At 67.4% G+C, this 16,805-nt stretch carries 12 protein-coding genes; all 12 read right to left on the bottom strand.

The genetic code is table 11. From position 1 onward, the window contains the following. Positions 1-4: 4 nt before the first annotated feature. The gene (locus ORI27_RS16845; protein ID WP_265998121.1) at positions 5-1,291 is read right to left on the bottom strand and encodes a serine/threonine-protein kinase; all 1,287 of its coding nucleotides are present in this window, start codon (positions 1,289-1,291) and stop codon (positions 5-7) included. A gap of 29 nt (positions 1,292-1,320) precedes the next feature. Next, positions 1,321-1,758, bottom strand: a complete 438-nt coding sequence (locus ORI27_RS16840; RefSeq protein WP_265998120.1) for an RDD family protein — start codon at positions 1,756-1,758, stop codon at positions 1,321-1,323. After that, positions 1,755-2,147, bottom strand: coding sequence for a hypothetical protein (locus ORI27_RS16835; protein WP_265998119.1), 393 nt, complete (start codon positions 2,145-2,147; stop codon positions 1,755-1,757). Before ORI27_RS16835 ends, ORI27_RS16840 begins: the two co-directional genes overlap by 4 nt. 13 nt (positions 2,148-2,160) lie before the next feature. Next, on the bottom strand, positions 2,161-2,928 hold the full coding sequence (locus ORI27_RS16830; protein ID WP_265998118.1) for an SCO6745 family protein: 768 nt from the start codon (positions 2,926-2,928) through the stop codon (positions 2,161-2,163). Further along, complete coding sequence (locus ORI27_RS16825) at positions 2,925-5,171, bottom strand: molybdopterin-dependent oxidoreductase (protein ID WP_265998117.1); 2,247 nt, start codon at positions 5,169-5,171, stop codon at positions 2,925-2,927. The genes ORI27_RS16830 and ORI27_RS16825 overlap by 4 nt, the downstream gene beginning before the upstream one ends. A 127-nt stretch (positions 5,172-5,298) precedes the next feature. Beyond that, complete coding sequence (locus ORI27_RS16820) at positions 5,299-5,823, bottom strand: peroxiredoxin-like family protein (protein WP_407666341.1); 525 nt, start codon at positions 5,821-5,823, stop codon at positions 5,299-5,301. Positions 5,824-5,854: 31 nt separating this feature from the next. Continuing rightward, the gene (locus ORI27_RS16815; RefSeq protein ID WP_265998115.1) at positions 5,855-7,429 is read right to left on the bottom strand and encodes an acyl-CoA carboxylase subunit beta; all 1,575 of its coding nucleotides are present in this window, start codon (positions 7,427-7,429) and stop codon (positions 5,855-5,857) included. Next, positions 7,426-12,654, bottom strand: coding sequence for a polyketide synthase Pks13 (gene pks13, locus ORI27_RS16810; protein ID WP_407666340.1), 5,229 nt, complete (start codon positions 12,652-12,654; stop codon positions 7,426-7,428). The genes ORI27_RS16815 and pks13 overlap by 4 nt, the downstream gene beginning before the upstream one ends. Before the next feature lie 105 nt (positions 12,655-12,759). Continuing rightward, positions 12,760-14,649, bottom strand: a complete 1,890-nt coding sequence (gene fadD32, locus ORI27_RS16805; RefSeq protein WP_265998113.1) for a long-chain-fatty-acid--AMP ligase FadD32 — start codon at positions 14,647-14,649, stop codon at positions 12,760-12,762. Between the two features lie 246 nt (positions 14,650-14,895). Continuing rightward, complete coding sequence (gene culp6, locus ORI27_RS16800; protein ID WP_265998112.1) at positions 14,896-15,915, bottom strand: carboxylesterase Culp6; 1,020 nt, start codon at positions 15,913-15,915, stop codon at positions 14,896-14,898. Positions 15,916-15,936: 21 nt separating this feature from the next. Then, positions 15,937-16,458, bottom strand: a complete 522-nt coding sequence (locus ORI27_RS16795; RefSeq protein ID WP_265998111.1) for a DUF732 domain-containing protein — start codon at positions 16,456-16,458, stop codon at positions 15,937-15,939. An 82-nt stretch (positions 16,459-16,540) separates the two neighbouring features. Then, positions 16,541-16,805, bottom strand: a 265-nt coding sequence (locus ORI27_RS16790; RefSeq protein WP_265998110.1) for an alpha/beta hydrolase-fold protein, incomplete at its 5' end; no start/stop codon positions are given.

Here is a 16,805-nt window from a genome sequence, read left to right as displayed (position 1 = left end):
GTGTTCAGGGTGTGGCGGTGGTCGTCTGCGGATCGCTGCGCAGCTTCTCCGGCTGCAGCGACCAAACGGTGGCGTCGGCCCCCGGGGCGGCATGCGCGCAATAGGCGGGCGCACCACTCTCACTGACCGCCGCCGCACCCAGCACGGCGCAATTCGCGCCGATCACCACGACCGGCAGATCCATCCGGCCGGAGACGGCCGGCGGCGGTGCCGCTGGGTGCGCCGTCTGCGCGGTCGCGGCGCTGTCCACTTTGTGGTGACCGAGCAGCAGCGAAAGCCCGGCCGCCGCACCGGCGATGACCACCACGGCACCGAGGATCGCCGGGATCGCCAGCCGGCGTCGCGACGACGTGGTCTCCGATTTGGCGTGCCGGGCGCGGCCGGGCCTGACGGCCTGGCCGACCGCCAGCGCCTGGCTCGTCACGTCGCTGGAGTGGAATTCTTGTTCCGCGGTACCCAGGCCCTGCGCTAGCGCCCGGGCGAAATCAGCGCAGCGGCGGTAGCGTTTGTCGGCATCCTTGGCCAGCGCCCTGGCGAAAACCGGGCTCAGACAAGCCAGTTCAGGCCGCTTGGTACCGATAGCGGGCGGATCCGAACTCAAGTGCTGGCTGATCACGATCGCCGGATTGGTGTGGGTGAACGGCGGCATGCCGGTCAGCAGATGGTAAGCGGTTGCGGCCAGCGCGTACTGGTCGGCGTGACCGTCGATGTCCTCGCCCTTGAGCTGCTCGGGAGCGGCATAGGCGACCGTGCCGACGGTCATGTTCGTCCCGGTCAGTCCGCTGGCCTGGCCCATCCAGCGGGCGATCCCGAAGTCCGCCAGCATGACCCGCTCGTCGCCGGTGCCGGGAACGCCCAGCAAGATGTTCGCGGGCTTGACGTCGCGGTGCAGCAGACCGCGACTATGGGCGTAGTCGAGCGCGTCCGCGACCCCGGTGATGATGCGCACCACTTCATCCGGTGGCATCCCGTACGGATAGCGGTCGGCCAGCAGCCGGGAGGCGTCGGTACCGTCGATGTACTCCATCGCGATCCACAGCTTGTCGTCGAACTCGCCGCGGTCGTAGATCGTCACGATGTGAGGGTTCGACAGCATGGCCACCATGTCGGCCTCGAGGTTGAAACGCTGCCGGTATTCCTCATCAGAGCTGACCGCGGATCCGAGCACCTTGAGTGCGTCATACCGCGGCAGCCTGGGGTGCTGGACGAGGTACACCTCGCCCATACCTCCGGCCCCCAGCGTCCGCAGGATGGTGTAACCCGCGACGACCTGGCCGTCAGCTAACGGCATTGGGGCATCTTAAAGTGCGAAGCCGTCGATTATCGAACCGGAGCACCCGGGCTGGGACGGTCATAAATCACCCGGCTACCCAGCACGATGTCCTGTGCGGACCGCCGCTGCCGGTCCACGGCCACCCACAGCAGCCCGATCGGGAACAGCACGCAGGCCACCGCCCGAAGTGCGGCGACAGCAATCCGCAGCGGCTCGGCGTGCCGGTCCACCACCCGAACACCCAGTAAGACCGTGCCCACCGTCCGTCCGGACAACGTCCAGCACGCGGTCAGGTACAACACCGACACCACCAGCGTCGCGGTGGTGGAGAAGATCAGATTCGGCGCGGGAAATCGGAATGCCGCCGGGTGGAGGATCAGCAGGGTCAGCGTCAGCCCGAGATAGAGAACGCCCATTGTCACGACCACGATCACCATGTCCACCAGGGCGGCCAGACCCCGGGACACGATCCCGGCATTGGTCACTGAAGATCCTGTGATCCCGGTTGACGCCCCAGCATGCGATCCACGAAGCCGGATACCATGTCGTCGGCGCGGGCGGTCTGGGTGCGCACGTCCGTCATCACCTCGGCGGTGACGGTTCCAGTGGAATCACGGATGATCGCGGGGAGGTCGACACCATCGATGATCTGGTCGGCCAGTCCGATCAAATCGATCCGCGCGATGATCGCGTCGATGTCCACATCCGCCACTATCGCGTCGATGTCGACACGTTCGCGGACCAGCGTCGTCAGGTCGATCTGCTCGATCACGAGTTCCGCGATCCTGGTCACCGCCGCGATGCCGATCCTGGTGGCTTCCACCCGGGTGGCGCGCAGCGGCCCACCGATCAGCGGAAGTCGTTCCCAGAACACACCGAGATCGTAGTCAGCCTCCGGCGGGGGGTGGCGCACTCGCTTTCAGAACGGCCAGAGCGGACACGGCCAGGGCGGCCAGCTCGTCGGCCTCGTCGGGGGTCAGCGCGGAGCGGAAGATCTGGGCCATCCGCCGGTTGGTGACATCCTCGACCTCGGCGTACAGAGCCTTCTTGTCGGCCGCGTCGATGAACGGCGGCTGCCAGCCCATGAACGCGGCGTAGTCCGTCCCATGGTTGAGGATGTGCGCTTCGACCGGGGTCAGACCCGAAATCGTGAGGGCGTTGAAGTGCACCGCAGCGCGCAGTTCCCGCAGCACGAACATCACCTGGAACGCCCGTGCCGCGGCGTCGTCGGCCAGCGGCATGGCCCGCCAGCCCGCGTACAGCGGCAGGCCGGGCTCGTCGGCCGCGGCGATCACCTTCTCGCCGAGGGCGGCCAACCGGTCCAGGCCGGTGGCATCGGCCAGGTACTTGCGGGCGAAGTCGGCAGCCTGGCCCCAGTAGATTCGGCAGCTCTCGGACGCACCGTGGACCGCGACCCCGTTCTCCCAGCACGATCGGGCGAGATTGGGTTCGAATACGGCGAACACCGCGGTGACCGTGGTGCCGGTGGCGTCGCCGAGGACACCGCCGCGGCCCGCGAAGTAGGCCGCGAACGGGTCGGGATAGCCGGCGGCCAGGCTCTTCTCGAAGGTGTCCGGGTTCAGCATGAACACACTGATGGCTTCGCCGATGGCCGCCCCGGCCGTGCGGACGGCGTCAAGCTCGGTATCACTCATTGGGCGGAGTCTACGGACACCGGCCCGACGGTCACCGGGATCCCGTTGAGTGCACCATTGCCCGACGGCTCGTCGAGGAACGTCGGCGGGGACAGGATGTTGGTGTTGACGCCGGGTGAGCCGTTGGCCACCGACATCCGGGTGCCGGGCTTGCCGTGCCCCCAGCCGTGTGGCATCGACACCACACCGGGCTTGATGGCGTCGGTCACCTCGACCGGCACATCGATACGTCCCGCCGACGACACCACCGACACCGTGTCGCCACCGGACACCCCGCGGGTGGCGGCGTCGTCGGGATGCATCAGCAGCGTGCAGCGGTCGCGGCCCTTCATCAGCGCCGAAACATTGTGCAACCACGAGTTGTTCGATCGCAGGTGGCGCCGGCTGACCAGAACCAGCTCGTCGGGCTCACGCTCCATGCGGCGGGCCAGCCGCGGAATGTCGTCGAGTAGATACTGCGGGGCCAGCCGGATCTTCTTCTCCGGGGTGCTGAGGATCTCCGGGACCTGGGGCACCATCGGCCCGAAGTTGACCCCATTGGGCTGTTGCTTGAGTTTCGCCAGGCTCAGCCCGCCGGGGTTCTCGCCGTAGCGGTCGCCGAACGGCCCGGTGCGCAACGTCAAATCCAGAATGCGCTCCGGGCCACCGCTCGGGTAATGACCGCGGATCTGGGCGCCGTCGAGCCCCTGGGTGAAGCACAGGTAGTCGAAGAAGCCGTCGTCGATGGCGGCGACGTCGACGTCCTCGGCCGGCGTGCCCGCGCACAGGCCGGTCAGCCGGATCAGGATCTCCCACTCTTCGGGCCGCTCGGGATCCTCGGGGACGAACACCGGCGCCGAATAGTTGGCGATGCTGTTGATCGCGAACGCCAGGATCAGATCGTCGTGGTGGGGCTGCTCCAGCGGCGACAGGCCGGGCAGGATCACGTCGGCGTGCCGGGTGGTTTCGTTGAGCCACAGGTCGACCGAGATCATCGCGTCGAGCCCGGGCAGCACCTGATCGAGGCGGTCGCCCTGGGGAGTGGACAGCACGGGGTTACCCGCCACCGTGATCAGCGCCCTGATCTGGCCTTCGCCCGGTGTCTCGATCTCCTCGGCCAGACACGACACCGGCACCTGGCCCAGTACCTCCTTGGCCCCCCGCACCCGGGTCTGCCAGCGGCCGAACTCCGGTAGACCCCCCTCCAGCCCCGGCTGCGGCTGGGCGGTCACCGTCCACACCGCGGGCCGGGGGAACATGGCACCACCGGCGGTGTCGAAGTGGCCGGTGAGGATGTTGACGACGTCGACCAGCCAGCTGGCCAGGCTGCCGAACTCTTGGTTGCACAGGCCGATTCGCCCGTAGACGACTGCGTTCTCGGTCTCGGCGAGCTGGCGGGCCAGCTGTTTGATCCGGTCGGCGTCGATGCCCGTCACCGGGGCGACCCGCTCGGGCGACCAGTCGGCGGCAGCCTCTCGCAGGGTGTCGACCCCGTCGAGGTGTTCGGCGAGGGCGCCCGGGCGAACCAGGTCCTCATCGAACAGGGTGTGCACCACCGCGAGAAGCAGGGCGGCGTCGGTGCCCGGGGTGATCGGCAGCCATTCGTCGGCCTTGGCGGCCGTCGCCGTGCGCACCGGGTCGATGACGATCACGGTGTCGATGCGCCCGATGATGCCCATCACGTCCGGTGCCGCCAGCAACGAGCCCTGGGAGGCGGCCGGGTTGGCGCCCATCACCACCAGCAGGTCGGTCCGCTCGATGTCGGGAACCGGGAATCCCCACCAGTTCCCGTACATCAGATGCGACGAGAGGTTCTTGGGCCACTGGTCGACGGTGCCGGGCGAATAGCTGACCGGGATGCCCGACATGCCCAGCAACACACCGGTGTAGCGGCCCAGCGAGAACGAGTGTGCCAGCGGGTTGCCGGTGTAGCAGGTGACCGCCCCGATGCCGTGCTCGGCGATCACCGGCGCCAGTAGCTCGGTACAGCGCCGGAACGCCGCATCCCAGCTGACCTCCTGCCACTGTCCGTCGACCTTGATCATCGGGGCCCGCACCCGGTCGGGATCTTCGTGGATGGCGCCCAGCGACGCGCCCTTGGGGCACAGATGACCGCGGCTCCAGACGTCGTCCGGGTTGCCCCGGATGCCCGCGACGCGGCCTTCAGAGACCTGAATCTCCAAGCCGCACATGGCTTCACACAGCGGACAGGTGTATACGTGGCGGCCGTCCCGGCCGGGGGCGGCTAGCGGCTTGGTAGTCACCTCGCCACCGTAGTTCTGCCCCGCCGGCCAGGGCTGTCGTTTCGTCAAAATTGACAGTTGAGCTAAGTTACTCCGAATTACACAGGTGTGAGTAACGTCTGTGGATAGCCGATCGCCCCACTGTGGGTTAGCCGCGGTTGATCGCGAGCAGCTCGTTCACCGACCACTGGTCGTCGGCATGACGGCCGTAGTGGACGGCCAACACGGTGCCGTCGGTGTCGATCAGGAAGTCGGCGGGCAGCCCCAGGTGCGTGGTCCCGTCGTTCTCGCCGACACCGGCCCAATCCGGTTCGCCGCGGTGGGCCAACCACTGGCGTCCACCCCGGAAGGCGGCGGCCAGCGCCCTCGGGTCGGCCAGTGACCGGACTCCCTTCTCGACCCCGAACCTGCGGTAGTACAACCGATCCGGGTCGGCGACGACGGCGAACGGAAGGTCGGCCTGGTAGCCGCGGAGGTGCTCGGCAGCGGAGTGGAAGAACACCACCTCGGTGATTCCCGCTGCCGCGATCGCGACGTGCCGATCGGCGAAACCGCGGAGATGCAGGCTGCAGATCGGGCAGCCGGCGAATCGGCGGAACTGCAGGTGCACCCGACCCGCTCCGGGTACCGGGATATCCGCACCGTCCAAGCCGGTGAAGTGAATCGGCTCGATGACGTCGCCGACGGCCAGCCTGCTCACGGGCCTAGATCGGGATCAGGCCGTGCTTACGCTGCACACGCTGGATCTGCTTGTTGCGCAGAATCCGCAGCGCACTGCGCAGCTTGAGCCGGGTCTCGTGCGGTTCGATCACCGCATCGACGTAGCCACGCTCGGCGGCCACGTACGGCGTGGCCATGTCCCGGTTGTAGCCCTCGATGAACTGCCGGCGGATCTCTTGCACCTCCGGCGCGTTGGGATCGGGGAACCGCTTGACGATCAGTTGCGCGGCACCCTCGGCGCCGATCACGGCGATGCGCGCCGTAGGCCACAGGAAGTTGAAGTCGGCGGTCAGCTGCTTGGAGCCCATCACCGCATACGCACCGCCATACGACTTGCGGATGGTGATGGTCACCTTCGGCACATCGGCTTCGACGACGGCGTAGAGGAACCGGCCACCACGTTTGATGATGCCGTTCTTCTCCTGTTCGACGCCGGGCAGGAAGCCCGGGGTGTCGACGACGAAGACGAGCGGCACGTTGAACGAGTCGCAGAACCGCACGAACCGGGCGGCCTTGTCCGACGCCTCATTGTCGATGGCCCCCGACATGTACATCGGCTGGTTCGCGATCACACCCACCGGGCGACCGTCGACCCGGGCATACCCGGTGATGATCGCCTGGCCGGCCTGTGCGGCGACGTCGAGGAAATCACCGTCGTCGAAGATCCGCAGCAGGATCTCGTGCATGTCGTAGGCGGTGTTGTCGGCGTCGGGAACCAGGCTGTCCAGTTCCAGGTCGTGCGGGGTGATCTCGGGCTCCAGACCCGGGTTGATGACCGGCGCGTCGTCGAAGGTGTTGGCGGGCAGGAACTCCAGGTAGTCACGGACGTAGGAGAAGGCGTCCTTCTCGGAGTCGACCACCTGGTGGATGTTGCCGTATTTGGCCTGCGCGTCGGCGCCACCGAGATCGTCGAGGGTGACTTCCTCACCGGTCACGTCCTTGATGACGTCGGGGCCGGTGACGAACATATAGCCCTGGTCGCGCACGGCGACGATGAGATCGGTCTGGATCGGTGAGTACACCGCGCCGCCGGCGCACTTGCCCAGGATGATCGAGATCTGGGGCACCAGGCCGCTGAGCAGCTCGTGGCGGCGGCCCAGCTCGGCGTACCAGGCCAACGAGGTGGCCAGGTCCTGGATGCGGGCGCCGCCGGAGTCATTGATGCCGATGATCGGGCAGCCGACCATGGCTACCCACTCCATCAACCGGGAAACCTTGCGGCCGAACATCTCTCCCACGGAACCGCCGAACACCGTCTGGTCGTGGCTGAAGACGCCGACCGGGCGGCCGTTGATGGTGCCGTGCCCGGTGACCACGCCGTCGCCGAACAACGCGTTCGGATCGCCGGGCGTACGGGCCAATGCCCCGATCTCCAGGAAACTGCCCGGATCCACCAGGGCGTGAATGCGGGCCCGCGGGCTGGGAATGCCGCGCTTGTCGCGCTTGGCGGCGGCCGCCTCCCCGCCCGGCTCCTTGGCCAGTTCCAGCTTCTCGCGAAGTTCGGCGAGCTTCTCTGCAGTGGTGACCGGGTGGTGGGCGGGAGCGCTCTGCGTGGTCACTTGGCCTCGTTCTCCTCGGCGTCGATACGGTTGATCGCCTCGCTCATGTGGGCGCCAACCTTGGCGATATACGGCTCGTCGATCGCCTGGATGTGTTCGCCCCCGATCGGAACGACCTCCAGATCGGCGACGAACTCACCCCAGCCACCGTCGGGCTGGCGCACGGCATAGCGCGGCTCGAACATGATCGCGTCCTCGTGATAGCGATCGGCCATGTACAGCGCGACATGCCCGTCATAGGGCTCGATCTTGGCGGTGTCCAGGGCCCGGTTGTCCAGATAGGACGTGCGCTGGTGCTCGATGATCCCGCCCGGGATGTCGACCCCGCTCTCCTTGACGGCGTCCAGCACGAACCTGACCTGACCCTCGTCGTCGAGCTGCTCGAGCTGCTCGTACGGGATCTCCGGGATCTCGACGTTGAAGGTGCGCGCCGCGAACAGCGCGTAGCGGTCCCAGCGCGCGCGGATCTCCTCCTTGGTCTGCGGCACCTCCTCGCCGGCGCGCACGGTGTCGATCAGCCCGACGAAGCGGACGTCGCAGCCGTTGCGCTTGAGGCCGACCGCACAGGCGTAGGCCAACGCCCCGCCCAGCGACCAGCCGGTGAGGATGTAGGGGCCGGTGCCGTTGATTTCCATCAGCTTGGGCACGTACTCGGCGGCGCGCTCCTCGATCGAGCCTTCGACCCGCTCCAACCCGTAGACCGGGGTATCGGCCGGCAGCCGTTTCATCAACGGCTCGTAGACCACTGTCGACCCGCCGGCCGGGTGGAACACGAACACCGGGGTTTTCGTGCTCCCGTCGACAGGGGCACGCAGGGTGCGCACGAACCCGTCGACCACACCCTCCTCGAGCTGGCCGCGGACCGTGTTGGCCAGCGCCTCAATGGTTTTGGCGGACTTCACCTCGTCGACGCTGATGACACCTTCAGCGCGTTCCGAGAGCCGCTCGGACAACTTCGTCGCGGTCGCGTCGTCGACGGCGGGCAACTCGTTGAAGATGCCCCCCGGCGACTTGCCGGTGACGATCGCCCAGGTCGCGAACGTCACGCGTTCGGCGGCGTCGCGCGGCGGTACGTCGGCACCGAGTGCCTCGGTGACGGCCTCCTGGGTCAGCACCTTGGCCGCCGCTGCGGCAGCCGTCGACTTACCCGGACCGCTGGGGTCGGTGGGCGGCGGTGGGATCTTCGGTTCGGCCTCAGTCGCGATCGGGTGGCCCGCCTCGGCGAGCTTGGCTTCGAGCTCCGCGACGGTGCTGGCACCGCCCATCAGCTCGGCTTGTTCGGCGGCGATCTCCTCGGCGGTCTTACCCTTCTGCGCCTCGGCCAGACGCTCGACCTCGTCGCGGTGCTCGATCGCGTACTCGATGAGCTTCTCGACGGCATACAGGTTGGCATCGCGCACCGCGGTCAACTGGATGGGCGGCATGTCGAAGTCGTACTCGACGCGGTTCTTGATCCGAACCGCCATCAGCGAATCCAGCCCCAGCTCGATCAGCGGCACCTCCCACGGCAGGTCCTCAGGCTCGTAGCCCATCGCCCCGCCGACGATCGCGGCCAGCCGGTCATGCACGGTTTCACCGGTATCCGGCGACCACTTCGCGAAGCCGGCCGCCAGGCCGGCACCCGCGGTCAGGTTGTCGGACAAGATATCTGCGTCGTCGTCCTCTTCCACGGCCGCCACCGCAGGTGCGCTTACGGCGACGCCCGTCGCCACGGCGGACGGCAGCGCTGACACCGCACCGCCGCGGGTGACGACGGCGTCGTAGACCAGCGTGAACGACTCGTCGATCCTGGCATGCACCTGCACCGAGGCACCACCGGGATGGCGGGTCAGCGTCGTCACCAGCCGGGCACCGTCGCCGACGACCGCGCGCTGTTCGGATGCCGTCAGCTTCGCGTCGGGAAGAACCTGCACCGCAGCGGATTTCACCAGCGCGGCCAGGTCGGTCTGGCCCTTGGGCGAGTACTCCCAGACGTGACGGCCGTCCGGGGTGGCGACGTGGTTACCCGGCATCATCACCGAGCTGTCGCCGGTGAACTGCACATCCAGCCAGTGCGGCTTGCGCTTGAAGCGGGTCGGCGGGATGTGTGCGTACTCCCCCGGCTCGAAGAGGGTCCGCATATCCAGGTCGTGGCCGTACACGTAGAGCTGGGCCATCGCCGCGATCATGGACTCGACCTCGTCCTGCTTGCGGGCCAGGGTGGCGATCAGCTGCCCGTCGTGCAGTCCCGCCGAGGCCGTGGTCAGCCCAACCTGCATGAGTGCCACCGGGTTCGGCGCCAGCTCCAGGAAGGTGGTGTAGCCGTTGTCGACTGCGTTGCGGATGCCGTGGGTGAAGTAGACGCTGTGCCGCAGCCCCTTCTTCCAGTAGTCCACGTCGTGGATCGGCTCACCGCCCGGGCGGATGTAGCTACCCTCGTGCACGGTCGAGAAGTAACCCGTCTGCAGCGGGTGCGGCTCGATACCCTGTAGCTCAGCGGCCAGCTCGCCCAACAGCGGGTCCATCTGCTGGGTGTGGCTGGCGCCCTTGGTCTGCAGCTTGCGGGCGAACTTGCCCTCGGATTCGGCGCGGGCGATGATCGCGTCGACCTGCTCGGGCGGACCGCCGATGACGGTCTGGGTCGGGGCGGCGTACACGCACACCTCAAGACCCGGGAAGTCGGAGAACACGGTCTTGATCTCTTCGGCGGAGTACTCCACCAGCGCCATCAGACGGATGTACTCACCGAACAGCATCGCCTCGCCCTCACCCATGAGGTGCGCGCGGGAGCAGATGGCGCGGGTGGCATCGGCCAGCGACAGACCCCCGGAGAAGTAGGCGGCGGCCGCCTCGCCGAGTGACTGACCAACCACGGCGGCAGGTTTCGCGCCGTGGTGCTTGAGCAGTTCACCGAGTGCGATCTGGAGGGCGAAGATCACCGTCTGGACCACTTCGATGGGATATTCGCAGGTTTCGGCTGTGTAGTCGATCACGTCGTCGAGGATCAGCTCGACAACCGAATAGCCGCGCTCGTCCTGGATGTGCGCGTCTACCTTGTTGATCCATTCGGCGAACACCGGATCGCGCAGATAGAGGCTCTTGCCCATCTTGCGGTGCTGCGCACCGAATCCGGCCAGCACCCACACCGGTCCGTTGGTCACCGGCCCGTCCGCGCTGTACACCAGCGGGCTCTGCTTCCCGTCGGCGATCGCGCGCAGACCCTTGACCGCCTCGTCGTGGTCGTGAGCCAGCACGATGGCGCGCGAGCGGCCGTGGTTGCGCCGCGACAACGAGCGCCCGATGGCCTCCAGCGATGTCGCCCGACCCTCCGGACTGTCCACCCAGTCGGCCAGTTCGGCTGCGGTGGCCCGCTTACGCGAGGTCAGGAATCCCGAAACCGCCAGCGGCACAACGGGAACAGGCTTCTCTGCCGACTCCCACTCCGCGCGGGCAGCCTCGATCAGTTCCAGCGCCTCGTCGGTCAGGCCGGGCAGATCCAGCTCGGCGTCCTCGGCGAACGTGTTGGCCGCCGCCGCATACTCGTCCTCGGGAGCGTCATCGACGAATTCACCGTACTCGTCCATCCGGACCCCGCCCACATACACGGCGTTGGCGTCGGGCGTGGCCTTCTCTTCGGCTGCCTCGGATTTCGCCTCAGGCTCAACCAGATCCGAAGGGAGCACCTCGCGCAATACCAGGTGTGCGTTGGCGCCGCCGAAGCCGAACCCGGACACCCCGGCGATCGCATGGCCGCTGTAGCGGGGCCAGTCGGTGACCTTGTCGGCCACCCGTATCCGGATTGCGTCGAAGTCGATGTAGGGGTTGGGCCCGGTGTAGTTGATCGACGGCGGGACCTTGTCACGGCTCAGCGACAGGGCCACCTTGGCCAGGCTGGCCGCACCGGCTGCCGACTCCAGATGTCCCACGTTGGATTTCACCGCGCCCAGCAGCGCGGGTCGGTCGGCGGCACGGCCCCGGCCGATCACCCGGCCGAGCGCGTCGGCCTCGATCGGGTCGCCCAGGATGGTACCGGTGCCGTGTGCCTCAACGTAATCGATAGTGCGCGGGTTGATTCCGGCGTTCTTGTAGGCCTTGCGCAGCACGTCTGCCTGCGCATCGGGGTTCGGCGCGAGCATACCGTTCGAGCGCCCGTCGTGGTTGATCGCGCTACCCGCGATGACAGCGAGGATCTCGTCGCCGTCGCGGCGGGCGTCGCTCAGGCGCTTGAGCACCAGCATGCCGCCGCCCTCGGAGCGCGAATATCCGTTGGCGTCAGCCGAAAACGACTTGATCAGGCCGTCCGGTGCGAGCACACCGCCGACCTCGTCGAAACCGATCGTGACCAGTGGGGTGATCATCGCGTTGACGCCGCCGACCACGGCGACGTCGGCCTCGCCCGAGCGCAGTGCCTGCACACCGTGGTGTGCGGCGACCAACGAGCTCGAACACGCGGTGTCGACCGCGACGGACGGGCCGCGGAAGTCGTAAAAGTAGGACACCCGGTTGGCGATGATTGAGCTCGTCGTGCCGGTAATCGCGTACGGGTGCGCGGTCGTCGGATCGGCCACCGCCAGGAACTGGTAGTCGTTGTTCGATGCGCCGATGTACACCGCCACATCGGCGCCGCGCAGGCTCGACGCCGGGATTCGAGCGTTCTCCAACGCCTCCCAGGTGAGCTCCAGCGCCATCCGCTGCTGCGGATCCATATTGTCGGCTTCCATCTTCGACAGCGCGAAGAATTCGGCGTCGAAACCCTTGATGTCGGACAGGTAGCCGCCGCGGGTCGCGGCCTTGGCCACCCGCTCGGCTATCCGCGGTTCGGCCAGGAACTCCGACCAGCGGCCCTCCGGCAGATCCGAGATGCCGCTGCGGCCCTCCAGCAGTGCCGCCCACATCTCGTCGGGAGTATTCATATCGCCCGGGAAGCGGGTCGAAACACCAACGATCGCAATGTCTTCGACGCCGTCGGCGCGTGACCAGTCCTCGCTGTCCCCGTCGAATTCCACTTCGGGCTCACCTTCGACGATCACCGTGGCCAGCGACTCGATGGTGGGATGCCGGAAGGCCACCGTGGCGGTCAGCGTGACACCCGTGAGGTCCTCGATGTCACTGGCCATCGCGACCGCGTCGCGAGAGGACAGGCCCAGCTCGACCATCGGAGTGGACTCGTCGATCGCGCCGGGCGCCTGCCCGGTCGCGTTGGCCACCCAGTTGCGCAGCCATTCCCGCATCTCCGCCACCGTCATGTCGGGGCGGGCCGGGATGTCCCGAGTTTCGGGCGTTTCGGGCGTTTCGGGCGTTTCGGGCGTTTCTGATTCAGACATGAGGCCTCTGAGTACTTCCTTGGGTCGTCATTCCTCTTCGTCGGGGAATGCGTTGGCGACCTTCCCGCTGCGCAGGCTGCCGTCGAGGTAAGCCGAGCGGCAGGCCCGCCGGCCGATCTTGCCGCTGGACGTCCGCGGGATGGCGCCGGCCGGCGTGAGCAGCACATCGCGAACCGTCACGCCGTGGCGTACCGCGATGGCGGCGCGGATGTCGTCGGTGACCGGCCCCAAATCCATCTTGTGCGAGCCCGCCGCACGCTCGGCGACGATGACCAGCTGCTCGGAACTGTCGCTGGCGTCGCGCTTGAGCCCGGCGTGCGCATTCTCGAAAACCTCGTCGGGCAGCTGGTTGGCGGGCACCGAGAAGGCTGCGACGAATCCGGTGCGCACCGCCTTGGTCGACTCTTGCGCGGAGTACTCCAGGTCCTGCGGATAGTGGTTGCGGCCGTCGATGATCACCAAGTCCTTGACCCGGCCGGTGATGTAGAGCTCACCGTTGTGGAACGCACCGAGATCGCCGGTACGCACCCAGGTGGCATCGTCGGCCGCGCCCTCGGCATGCGAGGGGCTGGTCCGAGACTTGAGGGTGTTCCGGAACGTCTCGCGGCTGGCTTCCGGCTTGTTCCAGTAGCCGATGCCCATGTTCTGGCCGCTGATCCAGATCTCGCCGATCTGGCCGTCGGGCAGCTCGGTGGCGGCGTCGTTGTCGACGATCACCGCCCACTCGGCCACACCGATCTTGCCGGCCGAAGCCTGTGCCACCGCCTTCGGCGAATCGTCGGGCACCACAACGAAAGTGCCACTGTTGAGTTCGTCGCGATCGACCGACAGAATCGTCGGCTCCTCGCCTGCCGGGGTGGTCGACACGAACAGGGTCGCCTCGGCCAGGCCGTAGGACGGCTTGATGGCCTTGGGCTGGAATCCGAACGGGGAGAAAGCGTCGTTGAAGCGCTGCACGGTCGCGGCCGAGATCGGCTCGCTGCCGTTGAGGATCGCCTTGACATGGGACAGATCCAGCGGCTCTTCGTCGTCCTTGGGCACCCCCCGCGCCGCGGCGTGGTCGAACGCGAAGTTGGGGGCCACTGAGATCGTGCCGCCGGTGTCGCCCTCGCGCCACGCCAGCTCGCGGATCCAGCGGCCGGGACGGCGGACGAACGCGGCCGGTGTCATGAAGGTGAAGTAATGGCCGATCAGCGCCGGCAGCAGCGCGGTGACCAGGCCCATGTCGTGGAAGAAGGGCAACCAGGACACGCCTCGGTCGCCTTCTTCACCCTCGAGGGCCTCGATCACCTGCACGACGTTGGTGGCCAGGTTCAGGTGGCTGATCTCCACACCGCTCGGGACCCGAGTGGACCCGGAGGTGTACTGCAGGTAAGCCACGTCATCCCGGCCGCTCTCGACCTGCTCCCAGGTGGCTCCGACCTCTGCCGGGATCGCGTCAACGGCGATCACGCGGGGGCGTTCCTTGGCCGGCCGGCTGCGAAAGAATTTGCGCACCCCCTCCGCGGAGTCGGTGGTCGTGAGGATCGCCGTGGCGCCGCAGTCATCCAGCACGGCATGCAGCCGGCCGACGTGACCGGGTTCGGCCGGGTCGAACAGCGGGACCGCGATGCGACCGGAGTACAACGTGCCGAAGAACGCGACCAGGTACTCGAGGTTCTGCGGGCACAGGATCGCCACCCGGTCGCCAGGCTGGGTCACCTGTTGCAGGCGGGCCGCGACCGCCCGGTTCCGGGCACCGAAGTCGGCCCAGGTGAGCTCACGGACGATGCCGTCACGCTCTACAGAGAAATCCAGGAAACGGTAGGCGAGCTTGTCGCCGCGGACCTTGGCCCATCGCTCCACGTGCTTGACCACGCTGGCGCCCTCGGGGAAGGTGATCAGGCCGTTCTTGATGAACGGGTTGTGGAACGGCATACCAATCTCCTGTCAGAACACATCTGTGTCGGGCCCCTGCGGCGGCCGCGCATCACATCGCGCCACCGGTCGCCCTGCGTCGCGGGCCCCAAACCTCACAGATCGTACAGAGCCATCCAGGCCCCTTCTGGGACCTGAACGGCTCGGTCGGCCGGGGTGCCCTTGGCGCGTGCAGTTCTTATTTTCTTCTTAATGTTAGGCGCAGTAGCGGCGGCGGCCAAATCCTGGACCGCCGAAGCTCCCACGTCACCCGTGTTTGGGGTGCGGCGCGTTCTCGATGAGGTTGCGTGCCCAATTCAGTGTCCACTGCGTGGCCGTTTGACCGTCGAGGTTCCAGAACTGCGGCGTGTTGTACAGCGCGTGCACAGGCTGCCCGGCACCGCCCGCCAGCACCTCGAGAGTGGTCGGCAGGTTGCCGATATTAAACGCCTCCTGCGGCGCCGCGCAGATCAGATCACCGGCGCCGCAGATCTCGTTGGTCCGGTTGTTCAGCGCGCCGAACCCGCCCGGCCGCTCGCCGGTCATGGTCAAGCCCATCGCGGACAGGGTGGGGATCTCGTGCAACGTGATCTCGGCGCCCTGCCCGGGCGGGTTGGGACCGAGGTCCTGCCCGACGCCGTCCTGGCGTCGGCCGTCGGCGATCAACGTCACACCGAGGACCAGATCTTCGTCGATGGGGCCGCGACCGTTGCCGATGTCGCTGGCGATATCGCCGGCGATGACAGCGCCCTGGGAGAAGCCGACCAGGACATAGCTGGTCAGCGGGCAACGGTCGTTCATATCGGTCATCGCCTTGACCGCGGCCCTGGTGCCCTCGGAGCGACTGTCGTTGTAGGACATCTGCTTGTCCGCCGACAGCGGATTGTGGAACTGGGCGGTGTAGGGAACGGTGTACACCTCCACCCGGTCGCGGCCGAACTGGTCGACGAGCGGCCGGGTGACGTTGCCGAGCAGCGACAACGGGAACTGAGTCGGGTTGAGCGGATCGTCCGTCGGCGACGATTCCCAGGTGCCGGGGATCGCGACCAGCATGACGTCCGGGCAACTGGCGTCCTGGAACTCCGGGCGCGGTTTGTGCGGTCCGGGTGTGCTGGTGGGTGGGAGGGCGGTCGGCGGAATGGCCGTCGGCGGCGACTCCGGCCGGCGCACGACGATGACGACGATCGCGACGACGAGAGCCACCGCGATCGCCATCGCTCCGGCGGCGATCAGGCCGAGAATGCGGTGCCGCCGACGCCGGGCATTAGTCCGGGAGTTTCGAGCCATCTAAGGGGCGTTGTCTTCCTGCTAGCAGAGCCGCTGGGTAGCGATCCGGATGTAGTCGGCGGTGACCTGGTTCACCTGCGGCTCGGGGATGGTGTGTGGTGGTGGCGCCAACGACACCGAGTCGGCGACGTCGCTGCGCACCATGGGGGCTACGTAATCCCAGACTGCCTGATCGCTTTGACCGGCGGCGTGGGCCTGGCAGATGTGAGAACCGATGCTCAAGGCTTCCAGCTCGCTGGACGGGTGCACACCCACGGCCGAGAGCGCATCGAGGAACCCTCGCTGCCTGGGGGTGACGGTGAGCTTGGTGGACTGCAGGTTGACGTCTGGGCCCAGCAACGCACCCTGGCCGTGGACGGCGCCGGAGGTCTGCTCGGACGGGGGCGCGGTGGTCACCAAGTCCTCACCTGCACTGCAGGCCAGCAGCGGCCAAGCCGCCAGACCGAGCAGTGCGACCACCAGCAGCGCGCGCCGGGCCGTGCCGGTGCGTCTCCTCGCGCCACCGGCGGCGTTGCCGACCACACGACCGTCCCAGCGCTGCACGTCTCCACGGTACCGGCTGGCCCTACGTGCCCCAGAGCTCCAAAAGATTGCGGAAGGTTAACAGTTCGTGCGCACTTGTGACCTACTTGATAGCTGCCGCAACGTCGTTCGACATGGCGGCCAGCTGAGCGGCCCAGTTGCCCCAGTCGTGCTGCCCGCCGACCGGGAAGTCGAAGTGCCCGTTGCGGCCGCCCAGTGAGCGGTAGTGCGCGTAGAAGGTGCGGTTGCTGCCCTGAGCCTGATCGCAGTAGCCGATCATCGCCGGCGGATCGGCACACGTCAGGGTTTGCGGACTGAACACCCACAGCCGGGTGTTGTTGTCCACCAGCAACTGGGCGTGCACATTC

The sequence above is a fragment of the Mycobacterium pinniadriaticum genome (genome assembly GCF_026242045.1).
Lineage (GTDB): Bacteria > Actinomycetota > Actinomycetes > Mycobacteriales > Mycobacteriaceae > Mycobacterium > Mycobacterium pinniadriaticum.
The sequence above is the reverse complement of the archived record's forward strand: the minus strand, read 5'-3'. Positions and strand labels throughout refer to the sequence as shown.